Annotated in this window: 17 protein-coding genes and 1 pseudogene; 12 read left to right on the forward strand and 6 right to left on the reverse strand. The window is 65.9% G+C overall.

Annotation, left to right across the window (positions count from 1 at the left end; genetic code table 11):
• Positions 1-31: 31 nt before the first annotated feature.
• Positions 32-1,255 carry a C4-dicarboxylate TRAP transporter substrate-binding protein gene (locus tag HQ843_RS24630; RefSeq protein ID WP_180900728.1) on the reverse strand — a complete coding sequence of 408 codons (1,224 nt, stop codon included), beginning with the start codon at positions 1,253-1,255 and terminating at the stop codon, positions 32-34.
• Between the two features lie 382 nt (positions 1,256-1,637).
• Between HQ843_RS24630 and HQ843_RS24635 the strand changes: the two genes are divergently transcribed.
• From HQ843_RS24635 to HQ843_RS24645, 3 genes and pseudogenes are all read left to right on the forward strand, one after another.
• Positions 1,638-2,399: an IclR family transcriptional regulator gene (locus tag HQ843_RS24635; protein ID WP_180900727.1), complete on the forward strand. Its 762-nt coding sequence runs from the start codon at positions 1,638-1,640 to the stop codon at positions 2,397-2,399.
• 243 nt (positions 2,400-2,642) lie between these two features.
• Positions 2,643-2,873, forward strand: a pseudogene (locus HQ843_RS29815) (electron transfer flavoprotein subunit alpha/FixB family protein); the annotation flags it as partial.
• A gap of 28 nt (positions 2,874-2,901) precedes the next feature.
• A complete protein-coding gene (locus HQ843_RS24645) occupies positions 2,902-4,527 on the forward strand; it encodes a thiamine pyrophosphate-binding protein (RefSeq protein ID WP_180900726.1) in 1,626 nt (541 codons plus the stop codon).
• 6 nt (positions 4,528-4,533) lie between these two features.
• Here HQ843_RS24645 and HQ843_RS24650 read toward each other — a convergent pair whose 3' ends face one another.
• Together HQ843_RS24650 and HQ843_RS24655 are read right to left on the reverse strand one after the other, a co-directional pair.
• Complete coding sequence (locus HQ843_RS24650) at positions 4,534-5,463, reverse strand: NAD(P)H-dependent flavin oxidoreductase (RefSeq protein ID WP_180900725.1); 930 nt, start codon at positions 5,461-5,463, stop codon at positions 4,534-4,536.
• A gap of 3 nt (positions 5,464-5,466) precedes the next feature.
• Positions 5,467-6,111, reverse strand: a complete 645-nt coding sequence (locus tag HQ843_RS24655; RefSeq protein WP_180900724.1) for a TetR/AcrR family transcriptional regulator — start codon at positions 6,109-6,111, stop codon at positions 5,467-5,469.
• 132 nt (positions 6,112-6,243) lie between these two features.
• Here HQ843_RS24655 and HQ843_RS24660 point away from each other — a divergent pair, with 132 nt between their 5' ends.
• The 5 genes from HQ843_RS24660 to HQ843_RS29865 are packed head-to-tail and all read left to right on the forward strand — an operon-like array spanning position 6,244 to position 12,806.
• On the forward strand, positions 6,244-7,410 hold the full coding sequence (locus tag HQ843_RS24660) for an acetyl-CoA C-acyltransferase (protein ID WP_180900723.1): 1,167 nt from the start codon (positions 6,244-6,246) through the stop codon (positions 7,408-7,410).
• A gap of 18 nt (positions 7,411-7,428) precedes the next feature.
• Complete coding sequence (locus HQ843_RS24665; protein WP_180900722.1) at positions 7,429-8,568, forward strand: acyl-CoA dehydrogenase family protein; 1,140 nt, start codon at positions 7,429-7,431, stop codon at positions 8,566-8,568.
• Between the two features lie 24 nt (positions 8,569-8,592).
• Positions 8,593-9,381: an enoyl-CoA hydratase/isomerase family protein gene (locus tag HQ843_RS24670; protein ID WP_180900721.1), complete on the forward strand. Its 789-nt coding sequence runs from the start codon at positions 8,593-8,595 to the stop codon at positions 9,379-9,381.
• Positions 9,382-9,414: 33 nt separating this feature from the next.
• Positions 9,415-10,548, forward strand: coding sequence for a thiolase family protein (locus HQ843_RS24675; RefSeq protein WP_180902041.1), 1,134 nt, complete (start codon positions 9,415-9,417; stop codon positions 10,546-10,548).
• On the forward strand, positions 10,545-12,806 hold the full coding sequence (locus HQ843_RS29865) for a 3-hydroxyacyl-CoA dehydrogenase/enoyl-CoA hydratase family protein (RefSeq protein ID WP_210275292.1): 2,262 nt from the start codon (positions 10,545-10,547) through the stop codon (positions 12,804-12,806). The genes HQ843_RS24675 and HQ843_RS29865 overlap by 4 nt, the downstream gene beginning before the upstream one ends.
• 141 nt (positions 12,807-12,947) lie before the next feature.
• On the opposite strand, the gene HQ843_RS24685 is transcribed toward HQ843_RS29865, so the two are convergent.
• From HQ843_RS24685 to HQ843_RS24695, 3 genes are read right to left on the reverse strand one after another with little or no spacing between them, the layout of a single operon-like run.
• The gene (locus HQ843_RS24685) at positions 12,948-13,769 is read right to left on the reverse strand and encodes an SDR family NAD(P)-dependent oxidoreductase (RefSeq protein WP_180900720.1); all 822 of its coding nucleotides are present in this window, start codon (positions 13,767-13,769) and stop codon (positions 12,948-12,950) included.
• Positions 13,766-14,731, reverse strand: coding sequence for an acyl-CoA dehydrogenase (locus HQ843_RS24690; RefSeq protein ID WP_180900719.1), 966 nt, complete (start codon positions 14,729-14,731; stop codon positions 13,766-13,768). Before HQ843_RS24690 ends, HQ843_RS24685 begins: the two co-directional genes overlap by 4 nt.
• 5 nt (positions 14,732-14,736) lie before the next feature.
• Positions 14,737-15,858, reverse strand: a complete 1,122-nt coding sequence (locus HQ843_RS24695; protein ID WP_180900718.1) for an acyl-CoA dehydrogenase family protein — start codon at positions 15,856-15,858, stop codon at positions 14,737-14,739.
• Positions 15,859-16,145: 287 nt separating this feature from the next.
• On the opposite strand from HQ843_RS24695, the gene HQ843_RS24700 reads away from it, so the two are divergent.
• From HQ843_RS24700 to HQ843_RS24715, 4 genes are read left to right on the forward strand one after another with little or no spacing between them, the layout of a single operon-like run.
• Positions 16,146-17,300: an acyl-CoA dehydrogenase family protein gene (locus HQ843_RS24700; protein WP_180900717.1), complete on the forward strand. Its 1,155-nt coding sequence runs from the start codon at positions 16,146-16,148 to the stop codon at positions 17,298-17,300.
• Positions 17,300-18,217 (forward strand): acyl-CoA dehydrogenase family protein, encoded by a 918-nt coding sequence (locus tag HQ843_RS24705; RefSeq protein ID WP_180900716.1) that lies wholly within the window; start codon positions 17,300-17,302, stop codon positions 18,215-18,217. The genes HQ843_RS24700 and HQ843_RS24705 overlap by 1 nt, the downstream gene beginning before the upstream one ends.
• Positions 18,217-19,011: an enoyl-CoA hydratase/isomerase family protein gene (locus HQ843_RS24710; protein ID WP_180900715.1), complete on the forward strand. Its 795-nt coding sequence runs from the start codon at positions 18,217-18,219 to the stop codon at positions 19,009-19,011. Before HQ843_RS24705 ends, HQ843_RS24710 begins: the two co-directional genes overlap by 1 nt.
• Positions 19,008-20,636: an AMP-binding protein gene (locus HQ843_RS24715; protein WP_180900714.1), complete on the forward strand. Its 1,629-nt coding sequence runs from the start codon at positions 19,008-19,010 to the stop codon at positions 20,634-20,636. The genes HQ843_RS24710 and HQ843_RS24715 overlap by 4 nt, the downstream gene beginning before the upstream one ends.
• Positions 20,637-20,646: the final 10 nt, after the last annotated feature.

Below are 20,646 nucleotides of genomic sequence, written 5' to 3' on the forward strand. Positions count from 1 at the left end.
CGGCCGCCCGGACGAGGCCGGGCGACAGAAATTACTGCACAAGCTTCGGGGTCACCTCGGCATTGAACTTCGCATAGAAATCCGCGAGGTCAACATCGCGAAGTCCGGCAAAGGCCCTGGCAATCGCCTCGGGCGTCCTCTCGGTCACGGGATAGCCCTCGTCCTCGAGCACTTTGGTCCAGTCGGCGATCCGGTCGAGATAGGTCTGAACCACCTGTTCCGGGTTGTCGACGCTCGACGGCGCCGATTGCGGCAGCGCCATCACCGCGGCCTCGCGCTGGGCCCTTGCAATGGGCTCGAGTTCGGAGACGTCATTGGTATGGATTTCCTTGCCGGCGGCGATCAAGTCGCCCGCCTCGGCCTCGATCTCGAGATAGCCCTTCCAGATGTCGTAGGCGGCCTTGACGTTCTGTTCGGTGATGAAGTTCTGAAGCTCCACCGGGAAATCGTTCCAGACATCGAGATTGATGACCCAGGTCGAGGACTGCAACTGCGCCATCGTCACCGGCACATATTCCGGGGCGACATCCTTCAGGATCAGACCGTTCACATACTGGTTCGGGTTGATCACCATGCATTCGAACACGCCGCGCTGAAGCCCTTCATAGGCCTCGTTCCAGGCAATGGCGACCGGGCTCATGCCAAGCGCCACGACCGTGTCGGACCAGACCGCGCCGATTGCGCGGGCGCGCTTGCCCTTTGCCTCCTCCAGCGAGGAGATCGGCGTGTTGCAGAGCAGATTGTAGGCGGGCGTCGAGGTGCCCTGCAGCACCTTCACATTGTGCGCCGCATATTCCTCCGTCAGCGCAGGCAGCGTCAGCACCGTCTCGAGCGCCGCGGCGCCGCCGGCGGCGACATCGTGCACGGTCGAACCCGACAGCGCGCCGCCAAGGCCGAACAGCCAGGAGCCGACCGGCAGGTCCTGCGGATAATAGGACGCAATGATCAGGCCGATATCGGCCACCCCGTCGCCCACGCCGGAAAGCGTGTTGGTCGCATTCAGAAGCGAGGACGACCAGTAGTTCTCAAAGGTGATTTTGCCCTTGGTATAGGCGGTGATCGCCTCTTCCCACGCAACCATCGCCTTGCCGAAATTGGCGTTCTGGTCGCCGGAAAAATCGGCGAGCTTCAGAACCTGCGGCTCAAGCTTGTCCAGCCATGCATCGTCGGCAGAGGCGAGCGATGCTGTCGTGACGAAAAGGCCTGCCGCGAGCGCCGCCAGAGACAGCCTCGCCTTGATTCCAGTTTGCTTCATGCTCTCCTCCCGCATGTGAATACAGCCCCTCCGACACTGCCGGCAGGAGCGCGCCCGGAACCCCAACTCCCGGCACCATTCCCCTCTAACATATCCTACGATATGGAACAATATCAAAGCATGCAGGATATGTTTTTGTTGCCATCGGAAAGGCATGAACCGACGATTTACCTAAATTAATCATTATTTTTCAGATATATAAGATTACGTCACGTCCGTTCCTTTCGACAGACATTCCTCGAAAATGGACGCATCGACGACAAGCGCAATTGCATTTCATCCTACAATATGGGAGATACGGTACATCACCGCGCCCTTTCCACTGCGGCGCGCGCGATGCTATAGCCGACAGAGGAAACAGCCACCCAACGGAAGAAAACGGATGAGCGAACCGAAACAGGAAGGCACGCAGGCAATCCGCCGCGCCGCCGCGGTATTGCGCCGGGTTGCGGCCGACGCCGACAATGGCACAAACCTGCGCGAGGTCTGCGAGGCGACCGACCTCTCCCGCTCGACCGCCCATCGGATCATGAAATGCCTGATGGAAGAGCAGTTGCTCGATTACAACGAGAACACGCGGCGCTACACGGTGGGCAATCTCGTCTTCGAACTGGGCCTCGCCACCACATCGCGACAGACCGAGGTGATGAAATGGCGCGCCCTCATCGATGAACTCGCCCGCCGCTGCGGCGCCACGTCCTATCTGCTGGCGCGCAGCGGCTATGAAAGCGTCTGCCTCTACAAGGCGGAAGGCTCCTCGGTGCTGCGCGCCATCCCCGTCGAGGTCGGCCAGCGCCGACCGCTCGGCGTCGGGGCGGCGGCAACCGCGCTCCTCGCCGACACGAGCGAGGCCGAGACGGAGCGCATCCTCGCCGCCATCGCCCCGCATCTTGCCGCGCATTCGCGGCTCGATACCGCACAGATCCGCCACAACATCGCCGAGGGTCGCAAGACCGGCTTCACCGAAAGCCGCGATTTCGTTGCCGACAATGTCTATGGCCTCGGCATGGTACTGCCGACCGGGCAGCACCCGGCCATGCTGGCGATGAGCATCGCCACCCACACCTCGCTCGCCACGCCGCAAAACATTGCAGCCTGGAAGCGCCATTTCGATGATCTGCGACAGCAGGCAAGCGCGGGGTAACCCCGAACAAGCCGCCGCTCACCAAACTCCCCCAGAATGCGAGCCAATCGTAATCTCATATTGTGGGACGCAATAGTCTCATTTCTTTCGTGATTTGTGCTGACTTCATTGACATTCGGCTTTCTCCTTGTGATCAATCGTCAATGGGAAAAAAGTTCATCCCGTATTTTGGGATACTCGCGGTCAGCTTTCCCCGCCCGGCCATATGGAGGATAAACATGAAAATTCTGGTCCCGGTGAAACGGGTTTGCGCCGAACGACTGGCAGGTCGGCCAGACCGGCAAGGTGGTCGCCCCCGATCTCTACATGGCCTGCGGCATATCCGGCGCGATCCAGCATCTGGCCGGCATGAAGGACAGCAAGGTGATCGTCGCGATCAACAAGGACGAGGAAGCCCCGATCTTCCAGGTCGCCGATTACGGCATTGTCGGCGACCTGTTCGTGGTTCTGCCGGAGCATGAAAAGGCGCTTTGAACAGCAACCATCGGGAGGGAGGCCCACCATGGCAAAACGCATGAAAGTCCAGGAACGTCTCGCCGGGGCGCTGGCGAAGGCTGGCCTCGGTCCGCTCTTCGGCGTCACCGGCGACGCCAATGTCTATCTGATCGACGCCTTCGTCAGCGGCCATGGCGGCCGCTTCGTCGCGGCAGCCAACGAAGCGGGCGCGGCGCTGATGGCGCTGGGTCATGCCTCGGTTTCGGGCCGGGTCGGCCTTGCGACCGTGACCCACGGGCCCGCGCTCACCAACACCCTGACGGCGCTGGCCGAAGGCGTGAAAGCCGGAACGCCGATGGTGCTTCTCGCCGGCGATACCCGCCACGGCGAACGCGAGAACCTGCAGAACATCGCCCAGCGCGACCTCATCCTCGCGACCGGCGCCGGGTTTGAGACGATCCACCGGCCCGAGACCGCCGTCGACGATCTTGCCCGCGCGATCCGCCGCGCCGGCGCCGAGCGCCGCCCGGTCGCTTTCAACATGCCCGTCGATCTTCTCTCAAGCGAGGTCGAGGACGACGCCTGCGAGCTTCGGATCGCCTTGTCCCGCCCCGAAATCACGCCCTCCGGCGATGATCTCGACAATGCCATCGGCATGATCGCCGCCGCCCGCCGGCCGATCATACTCGCCGGGCGCGATGCCATCGACGATGCCGCCCGCGACGCCCTGATCCGGCTTGCCGACCGCATCGAGGCGCCGCTTGCAACGACGCTCCGGGCCAAGGGGCTTTTCTCCGGCCATCCCTACCATCTCGGCATCATGGGCACGCTCAGCACGCCACAGGCGACCGAGGCGCTGATTTCGAGCGATTGCATCATCGCCTTCGGCGCCGGCCTCAATTTCCACACAACTGCCGAGGGCAGTCTCGTCGAAGGCAAGCGGGTGATCCAGATCGCGCGCCAGGAAGCCGGGATCGGTCGCGGTCACACCCCGAGCGTCGGCCTCGTCGGCGGCATCGCCGAAACCGCCGGGCGCATGCTTTACTGGCTGGACGAGGCCGAAATCGCGGGCTCCGGTTTCCGCACCGCCCTTCCCGCCGGCTCGCTCGCGCAACAGCCCGGCCCGACGCGTATTTCATCCCCCGGCGACCTCGACTATGTCGACGCCCTGACCCGGCTTGACGCCCTGTTGCCTGAAAACCGGATGCTCGTTACCGATGCAGGCCGCCACATGGTCAAGGCCATGCAATATCTCGATGTCGAGCATCCCCGGCTCTATGTCCAGACGGCTTCCTTCGGCTCGATCGGCCTCGGCATGGCCGAGGCGATCGGCGCGGCGGAAGCGGAGCCGGATCGGCCGGTTGTGCTGACCGTCGGCGATGGCGGTTTCATGCTCGGCGGGCTCACCGAATTCAACACCGCCGTGCGCCACGGCACCGACCTGATCGTCCTTCTCATGAACGACAATTGCTACGGCGCCGAATATGCGATCCTGCGCGACAAGCAGATGGATACCGCGCTCAGCCGGTTCGACTGGCCCGCCTTCGCGCCGATTGCCGAGGCGCTTGGCGGGCGCGGCGTCACCATCGAAGGCCCCGACGATTTCGGCCGCGCCGCCGAGGCGATCGCCAGCCGCGACCGGCCGCTGCTGATCGAGCTCCGCCTCGATCCGGCGAAGATGCCGTTCTGGTGACGGGCCTCAGCGCCCGCAGAATTCCCCAACCGCCGCCTCGTATTCGGCAACCAGCCGGTCGCAGAGTTCGGCAGCGGGGAGAATATCCGAGATCCCGCCGACGCCCTGACCGGCAGACCAGACCGCCTTCCACGCTCTTGACTCATTCTTCATGTCGAGCTCGGCATGGGCGGGAAGATGATCGGGGTCGAGCCCCGCCGCAACGATGCTGGGCTTGAGGAAATTGGCATTCACCCCGGAAATATTGGGGGTATAGACGATATCGGCGGCGGCGGCGGAAACGATCATGTCCTTGTAGGCCGCAGGCACCATCGCCTCGCGCGTGGCGATGAAGCGGGTGCCGAGATAGGCCATGTCGGCACCCATCATCCGCGCCGCGGCGATATCCCGGCCCGTGCCGAGCGCGCCGGCAAGGATCACCGTGCCCTTGAAGAAGGAACGGATCTCGCCCAGAAGCGCGAACGGGCTCAGCGCGCCGGCATGGCCGCCCGCTCCGGCGCTAACGGCGATCAGCCCGTCGACGCCCGCCTCCGCCGCCTTTTCCGCGTGGCGCCGGCTGATGACATCGTGGAACACCAGCCCGCCATAGGAATGCACCGCATCGACGACATCCTTCACCGCGCCGAGCGAAGTGATCACCAGCGGCACCTTGTGGGCGACGACCGCGGCGAGATCGGCCTCAAGGCGCGGATTGGTGCGATGGACGATCAGGTTGACGCCATAGGGCGCCGCGCCGGAAACGCCCTCAAGACGGGCCTCGATCTCGCCGAGCCAGTCGACAAAACCTTGCGTCGAGCGCTGGTTCAGCGCCGGAAACGTGCCCACAAGCCCCGACCGGCAGACCTCGACCACGAGATCCGGACCCGATGTCAGAAACATCGGCGCGGAAATGACCGGCAGGCGCAGCCTGCCCTGAAATGCGATCGGCAGTGCCATGCCCTATTCCTTTTCATGAGGCCGGCTGCGCGGGGCAAGACCCACGACCAGCTGGCCGACAACGGCTTTCGCCACGATATCCGCCGGCACCGGCCCTTTAGGGTCGTACCATTTGGCAATGCCGTTCAACGCGCCGGTCAGCGTGAAAGTCACGAGCCGCGGATCGCCGGGCGCGATCGAGCCGTCGGCCATACCCTCGGCCACCACGCCACGGATAAACTGATCGATCTCGCGCTTCAGCGCGCGGAATTTCCTGCCGCTTTCCGCCGATAGTTCGTGATCGGAGGTGCGCGAGACGCATATGCCGAAATCCTGCGTCATCGTCAGAGCATAGCCCTCCATCAGCGCGACCAGCCGCGAGAGCCCCGACCCCTTTTCGCCGGCAACGGCCTCGGTCGCGCGCCGGATAGCGCCCAAACCTCGTTCGACGCACTCGAACAGGATGTCATCCTTGGTCGGAAAGTAGTGATAGATCGTCGGCTTGGTGACGTTGAGCCGGGCCGCGACCTCATCCAGCGAGGTGGCATGGAAGCCGACCTCGTTGAACAGGGCGACCGCCGTTTCAAGCACGGCGTCGCGCTTCTCGCTGCGTCCGCGCTTTCGTTCCTCCGCCCCGGGCCAGGGCGATTTTGCCGTCGCCTGCGCCATCAGCCACCTCCTGCAGCACATCATTGAGAGCCGGCGCGATATGAGACCGATTCCCGCTTGATTTTTCTCTTGAGTAGAAACTATACTCATGAGTAAAGAACTGTCAATTCCGGAGACGAAGGAGGCGCATCCATGGAGACTGATCACGTCGGCATCGCTATACTTTCAGCCGCCCGCACGCCGATCGGCAGCTTTCAGGGTGCGCTGTCGGGCGAAAGCGCAACCGCGCTTGGCGCCGCCGCCATCCGCGAGGCCACCCGCCGCGCGGGCATCGCGACGGAGGAGGTCGAGGAGGCCTATATGGGCTGCGTGCTGCCGGCCGGCCTCGGCCAGGCGCCGGCGCGACAGGCGGCGCTCGGCGCCGGCCTGCCGCTTTCCGTGCCGTCGACCACCGTCAGCAAGGTCTGCGGTTCGGGGATGAAGGCGATCATGCTGGCGGCCGACGGCATCAAGGCCGGATCGACGACGATCGCCGTCGCCGGCGGCATGGAGAGCATGAGCAATGCCCCCTATCTGCTCGACAAGGCGCGCGGCGGCTACCGCGCCGGCCACGGCCGCCTCTACGACCACATGTTCCTCGACGGACTTGAGGACGCCTATGATCGCGGCCGCGCGATGGGCGGTTTTGCCGAGGAAACCGCCACCCATTACGGCTTTACCCGGGAAGAGCAGGATGCCTATGCGCTCGCCTCGCTTGAGCGCGCCCGCGCGGCCCTCGCCGAAGGCCGGTTCGTAAGCGAGATCGTCGCCATCGGCGCGGTCGCGGAGGACGAGCAGCCCGCGCGCGCCAGGCCGGAGAAGATCCCGCTCCTGAAACCCGCCTTCCGCGAAAACGGCACGGTGACGGCGGCGAATTCCTCCTCGATTTCCGATGGCGCGGCGGCGCTCGTGCTTGCAAGCCGGACGGCTGCCGAAACCCGCGGACTTTCGCCGCTGGCGCTGATCCGCGGCGCCGCAAGCCATGCCCAGGCGCCGGCCTGGTTCACCACCGCACCGGTCTTCGCCATCCGCAAGCTCCTCGACAAGGTGGGCTGGACGAAGGCCGATGTCGATCTCTTCGAGATCAACGAGGCGTTCGCGGTGGTCGCCATGGCGGCAATGCGCGAACTCGATCTGCCCCACGACAGGGTCAACATCCATGGCGGGGCCTGCGCGCTCGGCCATCCGATCGGCTGTTCCGGCGCACGGATCGTGGTGACGCTGATTTCGGCTCTGAAACGTCACGGCCTGAAACGCGGCGTCGCGGCGCTGTGTATCGGCGGCGGCGAAGCGACCGCGCTCGCCATCGAAATCGCCTGAACGGCGCAAGGAGACACAATGCTGCTTTCGGCTGAACATCTGATGGTCCAGGACATGGCGCGGCGCTTCGCCGAGGAGCGGCTGAAGCCCTTCTCCGCCGAATGGGACCGCACGAAGACCTTCCCGCGCGACCGCATCGCGGAGATGGGGCAACTCGGCTTCATGGGCATGCTGGTGCCCGAGGAAATGGGCGGATCGCTGACCGATCTCATCGCCTATGCCGTGGCGCTGGAGGAGATCGCCGCCGGAAATGGCGCGCTTTCGACGGTCATGAGCGTCCACAACTCCGTCGGCTGCGGCCCGATCCTGAAATTCGGCAGCGATGCCCAGAAAGAGCGTTTCCTGAAGCCGATGGCGCGGGGCGAATTGCTCGGCGCCTTCTGCCTGACCGAGCCCCATGCCGGCTCGGATGCCGCGGCGCTGAAGTGCCGTGCCCGGCGGGTGGGCGAGCGCTACGTCCTTTCCGGCACCAAGCAGTTCATCACGTCGGGCAAGAATGCCGATATCGCGATCGTGTTCGCCGTCACTGATCCGGACGCCGGAAAACGCGGAATTTCCGCCTTCATCGTCCCGACCGACACGCCCGGCTACCGCGTCGCACGGATCGAGGAGAAGCTCGGCCAGAACCTTTCCGACACCGCCCAGATCGCCTTTGACGATCTCGAACTCGATGCCTCTCTGCGCCTGGGCGACGAGGGCGAGGGCTATCGCATCGCCCTTGCCAATCTCGAAGGCGGGCGCATCGGCATCGCCGCGCAATCGGTCGGCATGGCGCGGGCAGCGCTTGAGGCAGCACTTGCCTATGCCGGCGAGCGGACAAGCTTCGGCAAGCCGCTTCACGCCCATGGCGTGATCGCCGCAAGGCTTGCCGACATGGCAACAGAGATCGAAGCGGCGCGGCAACTCGTGCACCATGCGGCCGCACTGCGCGGGGCGGGCGAGCCGGCGCTGAAAGCCGCCTCCATGGCCAAGCTCTTCGCCTCGGAAATGGCCGAGCGGGTCGCCTCGGAGGCGCTGCAGATCCACGGCGGCTATGGCTATGTCACCGATTTTCCGGTCGAGCGGATCTATCGCGACGTTCGCGTCTGCCGGATCTACGAGGGCACCAGCGACATCCAGCGCATGGTCATCGCCCGCGAGATCATCAGCGGGCGATGACCCGGAAGAAAAAGGAAGAGTGCCATGACCGGAGAGCCTCCCGTTCTCACCGTCTTCGATCCCTCGACCGGCATCGCCCGCATCACCTTCAACCGGCCGGAAAAGCTGAATGCCATCGACCAGAAGACGGCGGAGGCCTTCCGCGACGCCGCCGAATGGGCAGCCACCCGCGCGGGGCTGCGGCTCATTCTCCTGGATGCGACCGGCCGCGCATTCGTTGCCGGCGGCGACATAGAAACCTTTGCCGATCCCCGATCGGCGCCAGCCGCGATCGACCGGCTGCTCGCGGCGATGAATGCCGGGCTTCTGACGCTGAGAAAAGCGCCGGCGCCGCTTGTCACCGCGGTTCAGGGCATGGCCGCCGGCGCGGGCTTTGCGCTCGCGCTTTCCGGGGATCTGGTTTTCGCGGCGCGGTCCGCCCGCTTTGCCGTTGCCTATACCCGCCTCGGCGGTACGCCCGATTGCGGCCTCACCCATGCGCTTTCACGCCGCATCGGCCCGGCCCGGACGGTGGAAATGCTGATCAACGATGCCACCCTCGATGCGCCGGCCGCTGCCGCCATGGGCCTCGTCACCGAAGTGCTCGACGATGACGGCTTTGCCGCGGCGGTCGCAGCGCGCGCCAGCCGCCTTGCTGGCGGCCCGACGCGGGCTTTTGTCGCCGCCCGCGACCTGCTCGACCGGGAACGCTCCTTCGAAGAGCAGATCACGCGTGAGCGGCAGGCCTTTATCGCGGCCGCCGGCAGCGCCGATTTCGCGGAAGGCGTTGCAGCCTTTCGCGCACGCCGCGCCCCGCGCTTCGAGGGACAATGAGATTTCAGGATGGATTCAATGGAGGTAAAACCGATGACCGAGGCTTATATCGCGGGCTATGTACGCAGCCCGTTCACATTCGCGCGCAAGGGCGCGCTGGCCGGCGTCCGGCCGGAAGCGCTCGGCGCTCATGTGATCCGCGCGCTTCTGGAGCGCACCGGCGCACCCGGCGACGAAATCGAGGACGTGATCTGGGGCTGCGCCTTTCCCGAGGGCGAGCAGGGGCTGAATATCGGCCGCGTTACCGGCCTTGAGGCCGGGCTGCCGGTGACCACCTGCGGCATGACCGTCAACCGCTGGTGCGGCTCCTCGATCCAGGCGGTGCAGATCGCCTCCGGCATGCTGATGATGGGCGCGGGCGATGCCTTCATTGCCGGCGGCACGGAATGCATGTCGCGCGTGCCGATGATGGGCTTCAATCTCCTGCCGCCGCCAGGCTGGAGCAAGGATGCGGTCGATGACTTTGTCAGCGTCGGGCTGACGGCCGAGCGCGTTGCCCGCGAATGCCATGTGAGCCGCGCGGAACAGGACCTCTTTGGCTATCAGAGCCACCAGAAGGCGCTTGCCGCAAGACGCGCCGGACGTCTCGAAAGCGAGATCGTGCCCTTTGCCACGGCCGACGGTCTCGTTTCGGACGACGGCTGCGTGCGCGACACCCCGCTTGAAAAGATGGCCGAACTGAAGCCGGTGTTTGTCGCAGGCGGCTCGGTGACGGCGGCCACATCCTCGCCGACGACCGACGGCTCGGCTGCCGTTCTGGTCTGCGGCGAGGCCTTCCTGAAACGCCATGGACTTTCCCCGCTCGCCCGGGTCGCGGGCTTTGCCGTCTCCGGTTGCGAACCGGGGGTGATGGGGCTCGGGCCGATCGGCGCGTCACAAAAGGCGATGGCGCGCGCCGGACGGACGATCGCCGATATCGGCGTCATCGAGATGAACGAGGCCTTCGCCTCCCAGGCCGAGGCCTCGCGCCGGGCGCTCGACATCAACCCGGAAAAGCTCAACCGCGATGGCGGGGCGATCGCGCTCGGCCATCCGCTCGGCGCGACCGGGGCAAGGCTCGTCGGCAAATGCGCCACGCTCCTGAAGCGTGACGGCGAACGCTACGGCCTGGCCACCCAGTGCATCGGCGGCGGTATGGGCATCGCCATGGTGCTGGAGGCAGCATGATGAACACGACCCGGAAAGCAGCCCTCGGCGCGCTTGAAAGCGGTGTCCGGCGCGCGGCGGTGATCGGCGCCGGCACGATGGGGAGCGGCATCGCCGCGCAATTCGCCAATGCCGGCATCCCTGTCGACCTCCTCGACATCGCCGGTCCCGATGGCGGCCCAGGCCCGGCCCAAGCCGGGATCGCCCGCCAGACAAAGGCCGGCGGCTTCATGGGCGAGGCCGCCGTGACACGCGTCGCCCCCGGCACGATCGAGCATGATCTCGACCGCGTCGCCGGGGCTGACTGGATCATCGAGGCGATTGTCGAGAACCTCGACGTCAAGCGCGATCTCAACGCCCGCATCGACCGCGCCCGCAAGCCCGGGAGCATCGTCTCCTCCAACACCTCGACCATTCCCCATGCCGCACTGACGGCGGGTATGCCCGATGGGTTCCGGCGCGATTTCGTCATCAGCCATTTCTTCAATCCGCCGCGCAGCATGCCGCTGATGGAACTGGTGATCTGCGAGGAGACCGCGCCCGAAATCGCCGCGACGGTGCGCCGCGCCGCCCGCGACGGGCTCGGCAAGACGGTGATCGACTGCCGCGATGCGCCCGGTTTCATCGCCAATCGCATCGGCTGCTACTGGCTCGCGGTGGCGCTTCTGGAGGCCGAGCGCATGGGCCTGACGGTCGAGGAGGCCGATGCCGTTCACGCCGCACTCGGCATGCCGCGCACCGGCGTCTTCGGGCTGATGGACCTTATCGGCATCGACCTCATTCCAGCCGTCTGGGGCAGCCTGATGGCCGCCCTTCCCGCCGATGACGACCTGAAGCATTTCGATCTTCCGGAATGGGAACGCGCCCGCGAGATGATCGCAGCAGGCCATCTCGGCCGCAAGAGCGGCGCCGGCTTCTACCGCAAGGACAAGGATGGCGCCCGTTTCGCCCTCGATCTCGTTTCGGGCGAGTACCGGCCGCAGCAGACGCCGGAACCGCCGCCGGGCGCTGGCAATATTGCGGCGCTGATTGAAAGCGAGAGCCGGCTCGGACGTTACGCGGCGGCTGTGCTCGCCCGCGTCGTCGCCTATGCCGGCGCACATGGCCGCGCCATCGCCCATGATCCGGCCGATGTCGATACCGCCATGGTGCTCGGCTATTCCTGGCGCGAGGGACCCTTCGCGCTTGCAAGCCGGGCCGGCCTGCCGCTGATCCGGAGGAACATCGCGGATCTCGGACTTGCCGTTCCCGCACTTCTCGAGGACGACCGACTGCCCGAGGCGAAAACGGCGGCCCCCGCGTTTCTTTCGGGTGCGAACCTGCTCGCCGGCAATGACGATGCCTCGCTGCACATCATGAAGGACGGGCTAGCCGTCTTCGAGATCCACCGCAAGATGAACGCGATTTCGCCCGGTGTGCAGGACATGCTCGAAGCCGCGATCGGCAAGGCCGGCAGCGACTACCGGGCGCTGGTGCTGGCCAGCCGCTCGCCGCGCGCCTTTTCCGCCGGCGCCGATCTCGGCTATTTCGTCACGGCGATCGAGGCGGGCGATTTTGCCGGCATTTCCAGCTTCATCCGTCGCGGCCAGCAGCTCTTTCTGGCGCTGAAATATGCGCCCGCGCCGGTGGTGGCCGCCGTGCAGGGCGTGGCGCTTGGCGGCGGCTGCGAACTTGCGCTCCACGCCGATGCGATCGTCGCCCATGCCGAAGCGCGCTTCGGCCTGCCCGAGGCCAATCTCGGCCTCCTGCCCGGCTGGGGCGGCTGCACACAGGCGCTGCTGCGCGCTCAGGAGCGGGCACGACCGGCGGGTCCGCTTGCCAGCGCCGCCCACGCCTTCAATCTCGTGCTCGGCGCCTTCGTTTCCGGTTCCGCGCCGGAGGCAGCCGAAAAACTGCTGCTCCGGCCGGATGATGCCATCGTGATGCATCGCGACGCCGTGTTCGATGCCGCCCGGCAGAAGGCGCTTGAGCTCGCCGAGGCCTACGCGCCGCCGCCGCAGGCGCTCCTCACCGTCACCGGCCATTCCGGCTTTCTCGGGCTGACGACGGCAATGCGCGGCAATCTCGCCGCCGGCCGCAGCACGGGAACCGATCTGCGCATCGCCGAGGCAATCGCCGATGTGATGACCGGCGGACCGGAGGCCGACCAATCGCGCGCGATCAGCGAAGACGAGATGATGCAGCGCGAATGCGAAGCGCTGACGATGCTGATCCAAACACCGGAAACGGCCGCGCGCATGGCCCATTTCCTGAAAACCGGCAAGCCGCTCAGGAACTGACGAGGGCGGGCCACAAAAAACGCCCGCCCCTCACGCTCGGCCATGCACGGGCCGGTTCCAAGTCCCGACTGCGGCCCGGTGCAGACCTGGGCAAGCCCACCCACCCACAATCTCCGCCCTTGAGGGGGAGATTGGAAGTCCTCACTCCGCCTCCTCCCCCCGTCTGCCCGAATGGCTGAAACCGGGATCGACGAAGGTGCGCTCGGCGGTGAGCGCCGCCTCGCTCAGGAACCGGGTCGAAGACCAGCCACCATCGACGGCGAGCACCTGGCCGTTGATGAAGCGCGAGCGTCTCGAGGACAGAAACAGGATCGCCTCGGCGACATCCTCCGCCCGGCCCATGCTGGGAGCGGGCGTCATGTCGATGTTCATCCGGCGGAAGCCCTCATCCTCCAGGCGGTGCAGGGTCATCGGCGTCGGGATCACCCCCGGCGCCACGGCATTGCTGCGGATGCCGGAGGCGCCGTACTGGCAGGCGAGGTGGCGGGTCAGCGCGTCGATGCCGCCCTTCGCCGCCGAATAGGCGCCGCCGCGAAGCCCGCCGACCAGCGCATAGGTGGAACTGACATTGACGATCGTGGCCTCGTCGCCGAAATGCCTCAAGGCCTCGCGGCAAAGCCGGAAGGGCGCGCGCAGCATCAGGCCCAGAAAGGCGTCGAGTGTCTCGTCATCGGTCTCGTGCACAGGTTTCGGGCTGCCGATGCCGGCATTGTTGACGAGATGATCGAGACGGCCGAAGCGCTCGATCGCGCAGGCGACGGCCCGGCGCGGTCCGTCGTCTTCGGTCACGTCGACGGCAAGTGTTGCAAGCTCCGCGCCGAGGACGGCGCTATCGGCCTCCATCCGGCGAAGTTTTTCGGGATCGCGCGCCACCGCGACGACGGCGATGCCGGCGCCGAGAAAGGCCCGCGCGGTGGCAAGGCCGATGCCGCTCGAAGCGCCGGTGATCAATGCAACGGTCATGGTGTTACCTCCCGGCTTGGCGCGCGCGGCGCCATCGGCGCGGGCTCGGCCAGCATGTCGCGCGGCGAAAGCAGAAGCCGCAACAGATGCGCCTGCTTGAGAAAACGATGCACGGACGCCTCCGCCGAAAAGCCGATGCCGCCGTGAAGCTGGATCGCGGTCCGGGCATTGGCAAGGGCAGCGTCCGGGGCGATCAGGCAAAGCGCCGCGAGTTGAAAGCCCGCATCCGCGCGCCCGTCGCGGAGGGAAATTGCCGCCATGTCGAGCGTCGCGGACAGGGTTTCAGCGGCGATCGCCATATTGGCCGCGTGATGCTTGACCGCCTGGAACGCGCCGATCGGCTTGCCGAACTGGCGGTGCGTGCCGGCATAGGCGACCGCAAGATCGCGCGTCGCCTCGGCAATGCCCAGAAGTTCGGCCGAAACCAGCAAATCGGCGAAGGCGCGGATGTCGGCATCCGCGGTTTCGGCAACCGTGTCCGCCGCCCCGGCTTCAACCGTGCTCAGGGCCACCGTCCCGCCAAGCCCCGTTTCAGTGCTTCCCGCGAGACCGGCAACCGCGACGAGACGGAGTCGGTTGCCATCGAAGACCACCGCATGTCTGGCACCGGCGGGTTCGACCAGACGCAGGGCGCCGCCGGCGGCGACCGCGACGGCCGCCATCTGCGCGCCGGACGCAAATTCCGTGGCCAGTTCGTCAAGCCCCGCCCGCGCGGCAATCCGGACGGCGAGCGTGGTCGCAAGCGCATGGGTCGAGACGAGATGCCGACCGAAGAGAACATGAAGCAGCGCATCCTCGACGAGAGTAAACCCCGCGCCGCCGAATTCCTCGTCGAGCGACAGGGCGAAGGCGCCGAAGCCGGCAATTTCCGCCAGTGGGTCCGGTGCATCGGCCGCAAGCAGCGCGGCGGCGGCATCGAGGATCTGTCGCTGATCGGCGTTGAGATTGAGATCGCAGGCCATATCGCTCACTCCCGGGGCAGGCCGAGAATGCGCTCGGCAATGATGTTGCGCTGGATTTCGGCCGTTCCGCCGGCAATCGTCTCGCTGTAGCTTTCGAGATAGTCATGGCTCCAGCGGCTGTGGCCAAGTCCGTCAGGGCCCAGCACGTCCATCGCCGCGCGGTGGATCGCCTGCGACAGTTCGCCGAAACGAAGCCGCACCAGCGAGCCGTCGAAGGGACCAGACGGTTCGCGCAGCAGCGAACGCCAGGTCATGGCCCGAAGCGCCGCCGCTTCGGCCCGAAGCCTGCCGAGGCGCTCGGCGATCGCCGAGCCGGGTGAAGGCCGCGCCATCGCGATCAGGTCCTCGATCTTCACCGAAAGTTCGAATTGCAGGCCCATGGCGGCAGTCCGGCGCTCGAAGCCGAGCGTGGTCATCGCCACGCGCCAGCCGTCATGCAGCCCGCCGACGACGTTTTCGAGCGGAATGCGGACATCATCATAGAAGACCTCGGCGAAATGGGTCGCCCCCGCCATGTTCTCGATCGGCCGCACGGTGATGCCCGACGTCTTCATGTCGCAGATCACCCAGGAAAGTCCCTTGTGCCGTTTCGAACCCGGCTCGGTGCGCACCAGCAATTCCTGATAGTCGGCGATATCGGCGAAACTCGACCAGATCTTGGCGCCGTTGACCACGAGCTCGTCGCCGTCGATGACAGCGCTGGTGGAAAGGGAGGCGAGATCGGAGCCGGCATTGGGCTCAGAAAAGCCCTGACACCAGATCGACTGCCCGGCGAGGATCCGGGGCAGATGGAAGGCCTTCTGCGCATCCGAGCCGCGGGCGATCAGCGTCGGTCCCGCATGGTTGAGCGCAACGAAGGTGCAATCAAGCGCGGAGGGCGCGCGGGCGCGGACATATTCCTCGTACCAGATCAGCAGCCGCTCGGGCGCAAGCCCCCGACCGCCATAGTCTTCCGGCCAGGCGATGCCGGCAAAGCCGCCGGCATGGCAGCGCGCCATCCAGGCGGCGGCAAAGTCGCGCGCCGCCATTCCGTCAGCGGGGGCGTTTTCCTGCGGCACGTTTTCGGCAAGCCATTGCCGCGCCTGCTGCCGGAAGGCCTCATCCTCAAGCGAGAATTCAAGCTCCATCGTCTCAATCCCTCCCCGAACGCCGCCATCGATCGCGGAATGACCCTACCTCCTGAGAGGAGCCATCCGCTCGGAAATCGCCAGCTGATCGACTTATTTCACTATTGTTCCACTATGTGGCCACTCTTTGCCGTAAATCATTTGCCCCAACTTTATGTCATAGACAAATGAAAATCCACATAGAACCCGAATTAAATTGGGTTCTTGACAAGGTTGCCCGCGCAGTTCAGTTATTTCGATGAAAAGAGAATACGAAAATCATCCCATAATGTGGAGGATACTGGGCCATGGATTTCGAATGGACGGACGGGGAACGGGCGTTTCGCGCGCGGGTCCGCGAATTCCTCGACCGCGAGCTGCCACCGGGATGGGACGCAATCCGCCGTCACGGGCCGGGTTCGCGTGAACAGACCGCGTTCAGTCTGGAATTCTGCCCGAAACTCGCCGCCGCCGGCCTGCTGGTGCCGCACTGGCCGCGCGAATGGGGCGGCGCGGGGCTCAGCACCTGGGAACACTTCATACTCGGCGAGGAAATGTGGGCGGCCGGAGAGCCGCGCGGCGGCCAGTACATGAACGTCAACTGGATCGGCCCGACGCTGATGCGCTTTGGCAGCGACGAGCAGAAGCGCCGCTTCATTCCGCCGATGGCGGCGGGCACGGCGATCTGGTGTCAGGGCTTTTCCGAGCCCAATGCCGGCTCCGATCTCGCCGCTCTTTCGACGCGGGCCGTTCGCGACGGCGACGATTATATCATCAACGGGTCGAAGATCTGGACCTCCTATGCCGGCATGGCCGAGCATTGCTTTCTTCTGGCGCGCACGGCCGGCAAGGCCGGCGACAAGCAGGGCATCTCGATCGTGCTGGTGCCGATGGCAAGCCCCGGCATCGAGGTTCGGGCAATTCCGAGCCTGATCGGCCATGGCGATATCCACGAGGTGTTCTTCACCGATGTGCGCGTGCCGGTCACCGCCCGGCTTGCCGGGGAAGGCGAGGCCTGGTCCGTGATCGGCTATTCGCTCGCCAACGAGCGCGTCGGCATTCCGCGCTATGAACTCTCCGGGCGGGTGCTCAATTCCATGGTCGAGGCACTGAAGCAGCGCGGCGATTTCTCCGGCGCACCGGTGCGCGCCCGCGCGGCGGCAGCGACCGGGGCCTGCGAGGCCGCGCGGTTGCTGGTCTACCGGGTCGTTGACCGGATCGCCCGCGGCATCGATCCCGGCGCGATGGCCAATATTGCCCGCTCCGCCGTCATTCGGGCCGATCACGCCGTTGCCGATTTCGGCCTTGATTACCTACCGGACGCCTATTCCGGCGATGCGAGCCCGGAGTTCCTCGCCCATCACGAGCGCGCCATCGTCACCGGCATTGCCGCCGGCGCCAGCGAAATCCAGCTCGGCCTGATCGCGCGCCGACACCTCGATCTGCCGCGGGAGGTAAGCTGATGCTGTTCGAGCCGAATGACGACCAGCAGGCTTTCCTCGCGATGCTGGAAAAGATGATGACCGCGCCGGAAGCCGGTTTCCGAGCCGGCGCGGACTGGGCCCGTTTCGAATGGTCTGCAAGCTTCGACCGATTGCTCGAGGAGCAGGGCTTTTATGACTGCGCGCCGGAGGAAACCCTCGGTCCGGCGGCGGCGGCAACCCTGATCGGCCGGCTCGCCCGGCTGCCGGTCACGGTGGAAGCGGCGGCCTCCGCCCTCATCCGGCCGCTTGTCGGCGCCGAGCTTCCCCGGCCGATCGCCGTGATCGAGGGCGCGGCCGACCGGCCGACGCGCTTCCTGCCGGTGGCGAAGACCGTCATCCGGATCGACGATGACGGCGTCAGCTCCGCGCCGGTCTCGCCCGCCTCATGCCAAGAAGTTGCGAGCCTGTTTGCCTATCCGATGAGCGTTCTTTCCGGTGAATATCTCGACTGGAACCCGATCGACATCGACCCCGAGGTCGTGCGCACCCGCTGGCGCGTCGCGGTAGCCGCCGAGCTTGCCGGCGTGCTTGCCGGCGGGTTCCAGGCAGTCCTTGCCCATGTCCGCGAGCGCCGGCAGTTCGGACGCCCGCTCGGCGCCTTCCAGTCGATCCAGCATCGGCTCGCCGAGGCCGTCATCTCGATTGAAGCTGGCGAACTGATGGTGCAGAAGGCGGCGCAGACCGGCGATCCCGCAATGGCCGCATTGTCGCTCGGCTATATCCAGGAGGCCTCCGGCCGCATTGCCGGCGATCTGCACCAGTTCATGGGCGCCATGGGTCTGACGCTCGAACATCCTTTGCACCGCTGGACATATCGCGCCAAGCTCTTAAAGTCCGCTCTTGGCGGCGCGGGGGAGAATCAGACAATGGCAGCCGACCGCCTGTGGGGGAATTGATGCACGGCCTGCCCGAATTCGAGACGATCCTGCTTCAGCGGCGCGACCGGCTGCTGACGATCACCTTCAACCGGCCGGAGGTGCTGAACGCCTTTGGCCCGACCATGCATGGCGAACTCGTTGATGTTCTCGACTTCGCCGACCGGGACGAGGGCTCCGACGTCATCGTCCTGACCGGCGCCGGCCGGGCCTTTTCCGCTGGCGGCGATCTTTCGCGCATGGAGGAAATCATCGCCGATCCGGCCGCCTTCGACCAGGAAGTGGCCGACGCGAAGAGGATCATCTTTCGCCTGCTCGACATCGAAAAGCCGGTGATCGCCAGGGTCAACGGACCGGCCGTCGGTCTCGGCGCGACGCTGGCGCTTTTCTGCGACGTCATCTTTGCCGCCGAGACGGCGCGGATCGGCGATCCGCATGTGAGCGTCGGGCTTGTCGCCGGCGATGGCGGCGCGGTGATCTGGCCGCAACTCGTCGGTTTTGCCCGCGCCAAGGAATATCTCCTGACCGGCGACCTTGTTTGCGCGCGCGAGGCCGAGCGGATCGGCCTCATCAACCATGTGGTCGCCGATGCGGAACTCGATCAGACGGTCGATGCCTTTGTCGACCGGCTTCTCGCCGGCGCGATCCAGGCGCGGCGGCGGACGAAGGCGGTGATCAATCTCGAACTGAAGCGGATCGCCCATATGGCGATGGATACGGGCCTTGCCTACGAGGCGCTTTCGGTGCACTCAAACGAGCACCGCGCCGCTGTTCAGGCGATGAAGGAGCGGATCGCGCGGAAGCAGAAGTCATGACCACGCTTGAAAACCGACTGGAGGCGCTGCGCGCGGCCGGCCGCACCAGCATGGCGCACGGCCCCGGCCTCGGCGCGATCGCGCTTGAAAAGACGGCAGCGGACCCGGAGCGGATCGTCGTCATCGAGGGCGGACGGGCGGTCAGCCGCGCCGAAATGCTTCAGGCGGCGCTGAATCTCGGCGGCGCGCTTACCGCGCGCGGCCTTCAGCCCGGCGCCGCGATCGGCTTCCAGTTGCCGAACTGGTGGGAGGCCTGCGTCATCAACCTCGCGGCATCGCTTTTCGGTTACCGGATCGTGCCGCTTCTGACGATCTACCGCTCGGCCGAGCTTTCGACCATGCTGCCGCTTTGCGGCGTCGAGGCGCTGTTCGTGCCCGAAACCTTTCGCGGCAAGGATTTTCCGGCGCTGATCGCGGATTTGCCGGCGCCGCCGCGCCTCGTGATCACGCTGCGTGACGGCGCGAAAGGCGAACTGAGCTTCGACCGGCTGATCCGCCATGCGCCCGGCACGCCGGCCCTTGCCGAAAACGACGACATCAAGATGATCCTCTTCACCTCGGGCACGACCGGCGGGCCGAAGGGCGTATTGCACAGCCATGCCTCTATCGATGCGGTGATCCGCATGGCAGCCGGGTTCTGGGGGATCGGGGCCGATGACCGGCTCTATGTCCCCTCGCCGATCGCCCATATCGGCGGCTCGATCTATGCCTTCGAATTTCCCTGGATCACCGATTGCGCCGCCGTGCTCGCCGAAAGCTGGGACCCGGACCGCGCCGTCGCCGACATCGAAGCGCACGGCGCGACCTTCATGGCCGGGGCGACGCCATTTCTGCGCGGCCTGATCGAAGCTTCCGGGCGGGCCGGCACCCGCCTTCCCGGTCTGAGGCGTTTCATATGCGGCGGCGCCCAGGTGCCGCCCGAACTGATCCTCGAGGGGCTCGCGCATTTTCCCGATACCGTGGTCTCGCGCGCCTACGGCTCGTCCGAAGTGCCGCTGGTCTGTCCCGGTATCACCACCCGGGAGGATGCGGCCGCCCATGCCGGAACCGATGGGTATTGCGAGGCGGAACTGCGCATTCTGGGAGCAGACGGAGACCCCGTCGCGAACGGGCAAAGCGGCGAGATTGCAGTCCGTTCGCCACGCATGTTCCTCGGCTATCTCGACGCCCGCGACGACGAAGGGGCGTTCATCGCCGACGGTTTCTTCATGATGGGCGACCTCGGACGGCGGCTCGAAGGCGGTTATCTCGAAATTACCGGCCGCAGCAAGGATATCATCATCCGCAAGGGCGAGAACCTCTCACCGCTCGAGATCGAGAACGCGCTCGCCCGCCATCTCGCCATCCGCCAGTCGGCGGTGGTCGGCATCCCCGATCCCGAGCGCGGCGAACTGGTCGTCGCCTTCGTCATCCTGCGTGATGGCGCGGGCTTCGATTTCGCCGAGATGACGGCGCATCTCGATCGCCTCGGACTTGCCCGGCAGAAGTTTCCCGAACGGCTGGAAACGGTCGAAACACTGCCGCTCAATACGATCGGCAAGGTCGTCAAGACGGAATTGCGCCGATGGGCGATTGAACGAAACGCCGCGCCGGCGCCCTTGCGCGCCACAAACGGCCGAAATTGAGGAGGAAAAC

The organism is Martelella sp. NC20, from assembly GCF_013459645.1.
Classification (GTDB): domain Bacteria; phylum Pseudomonadota; class Alphaproteobacteria; order Rhizobiales; family Rhizobiaceae; genus Martelella.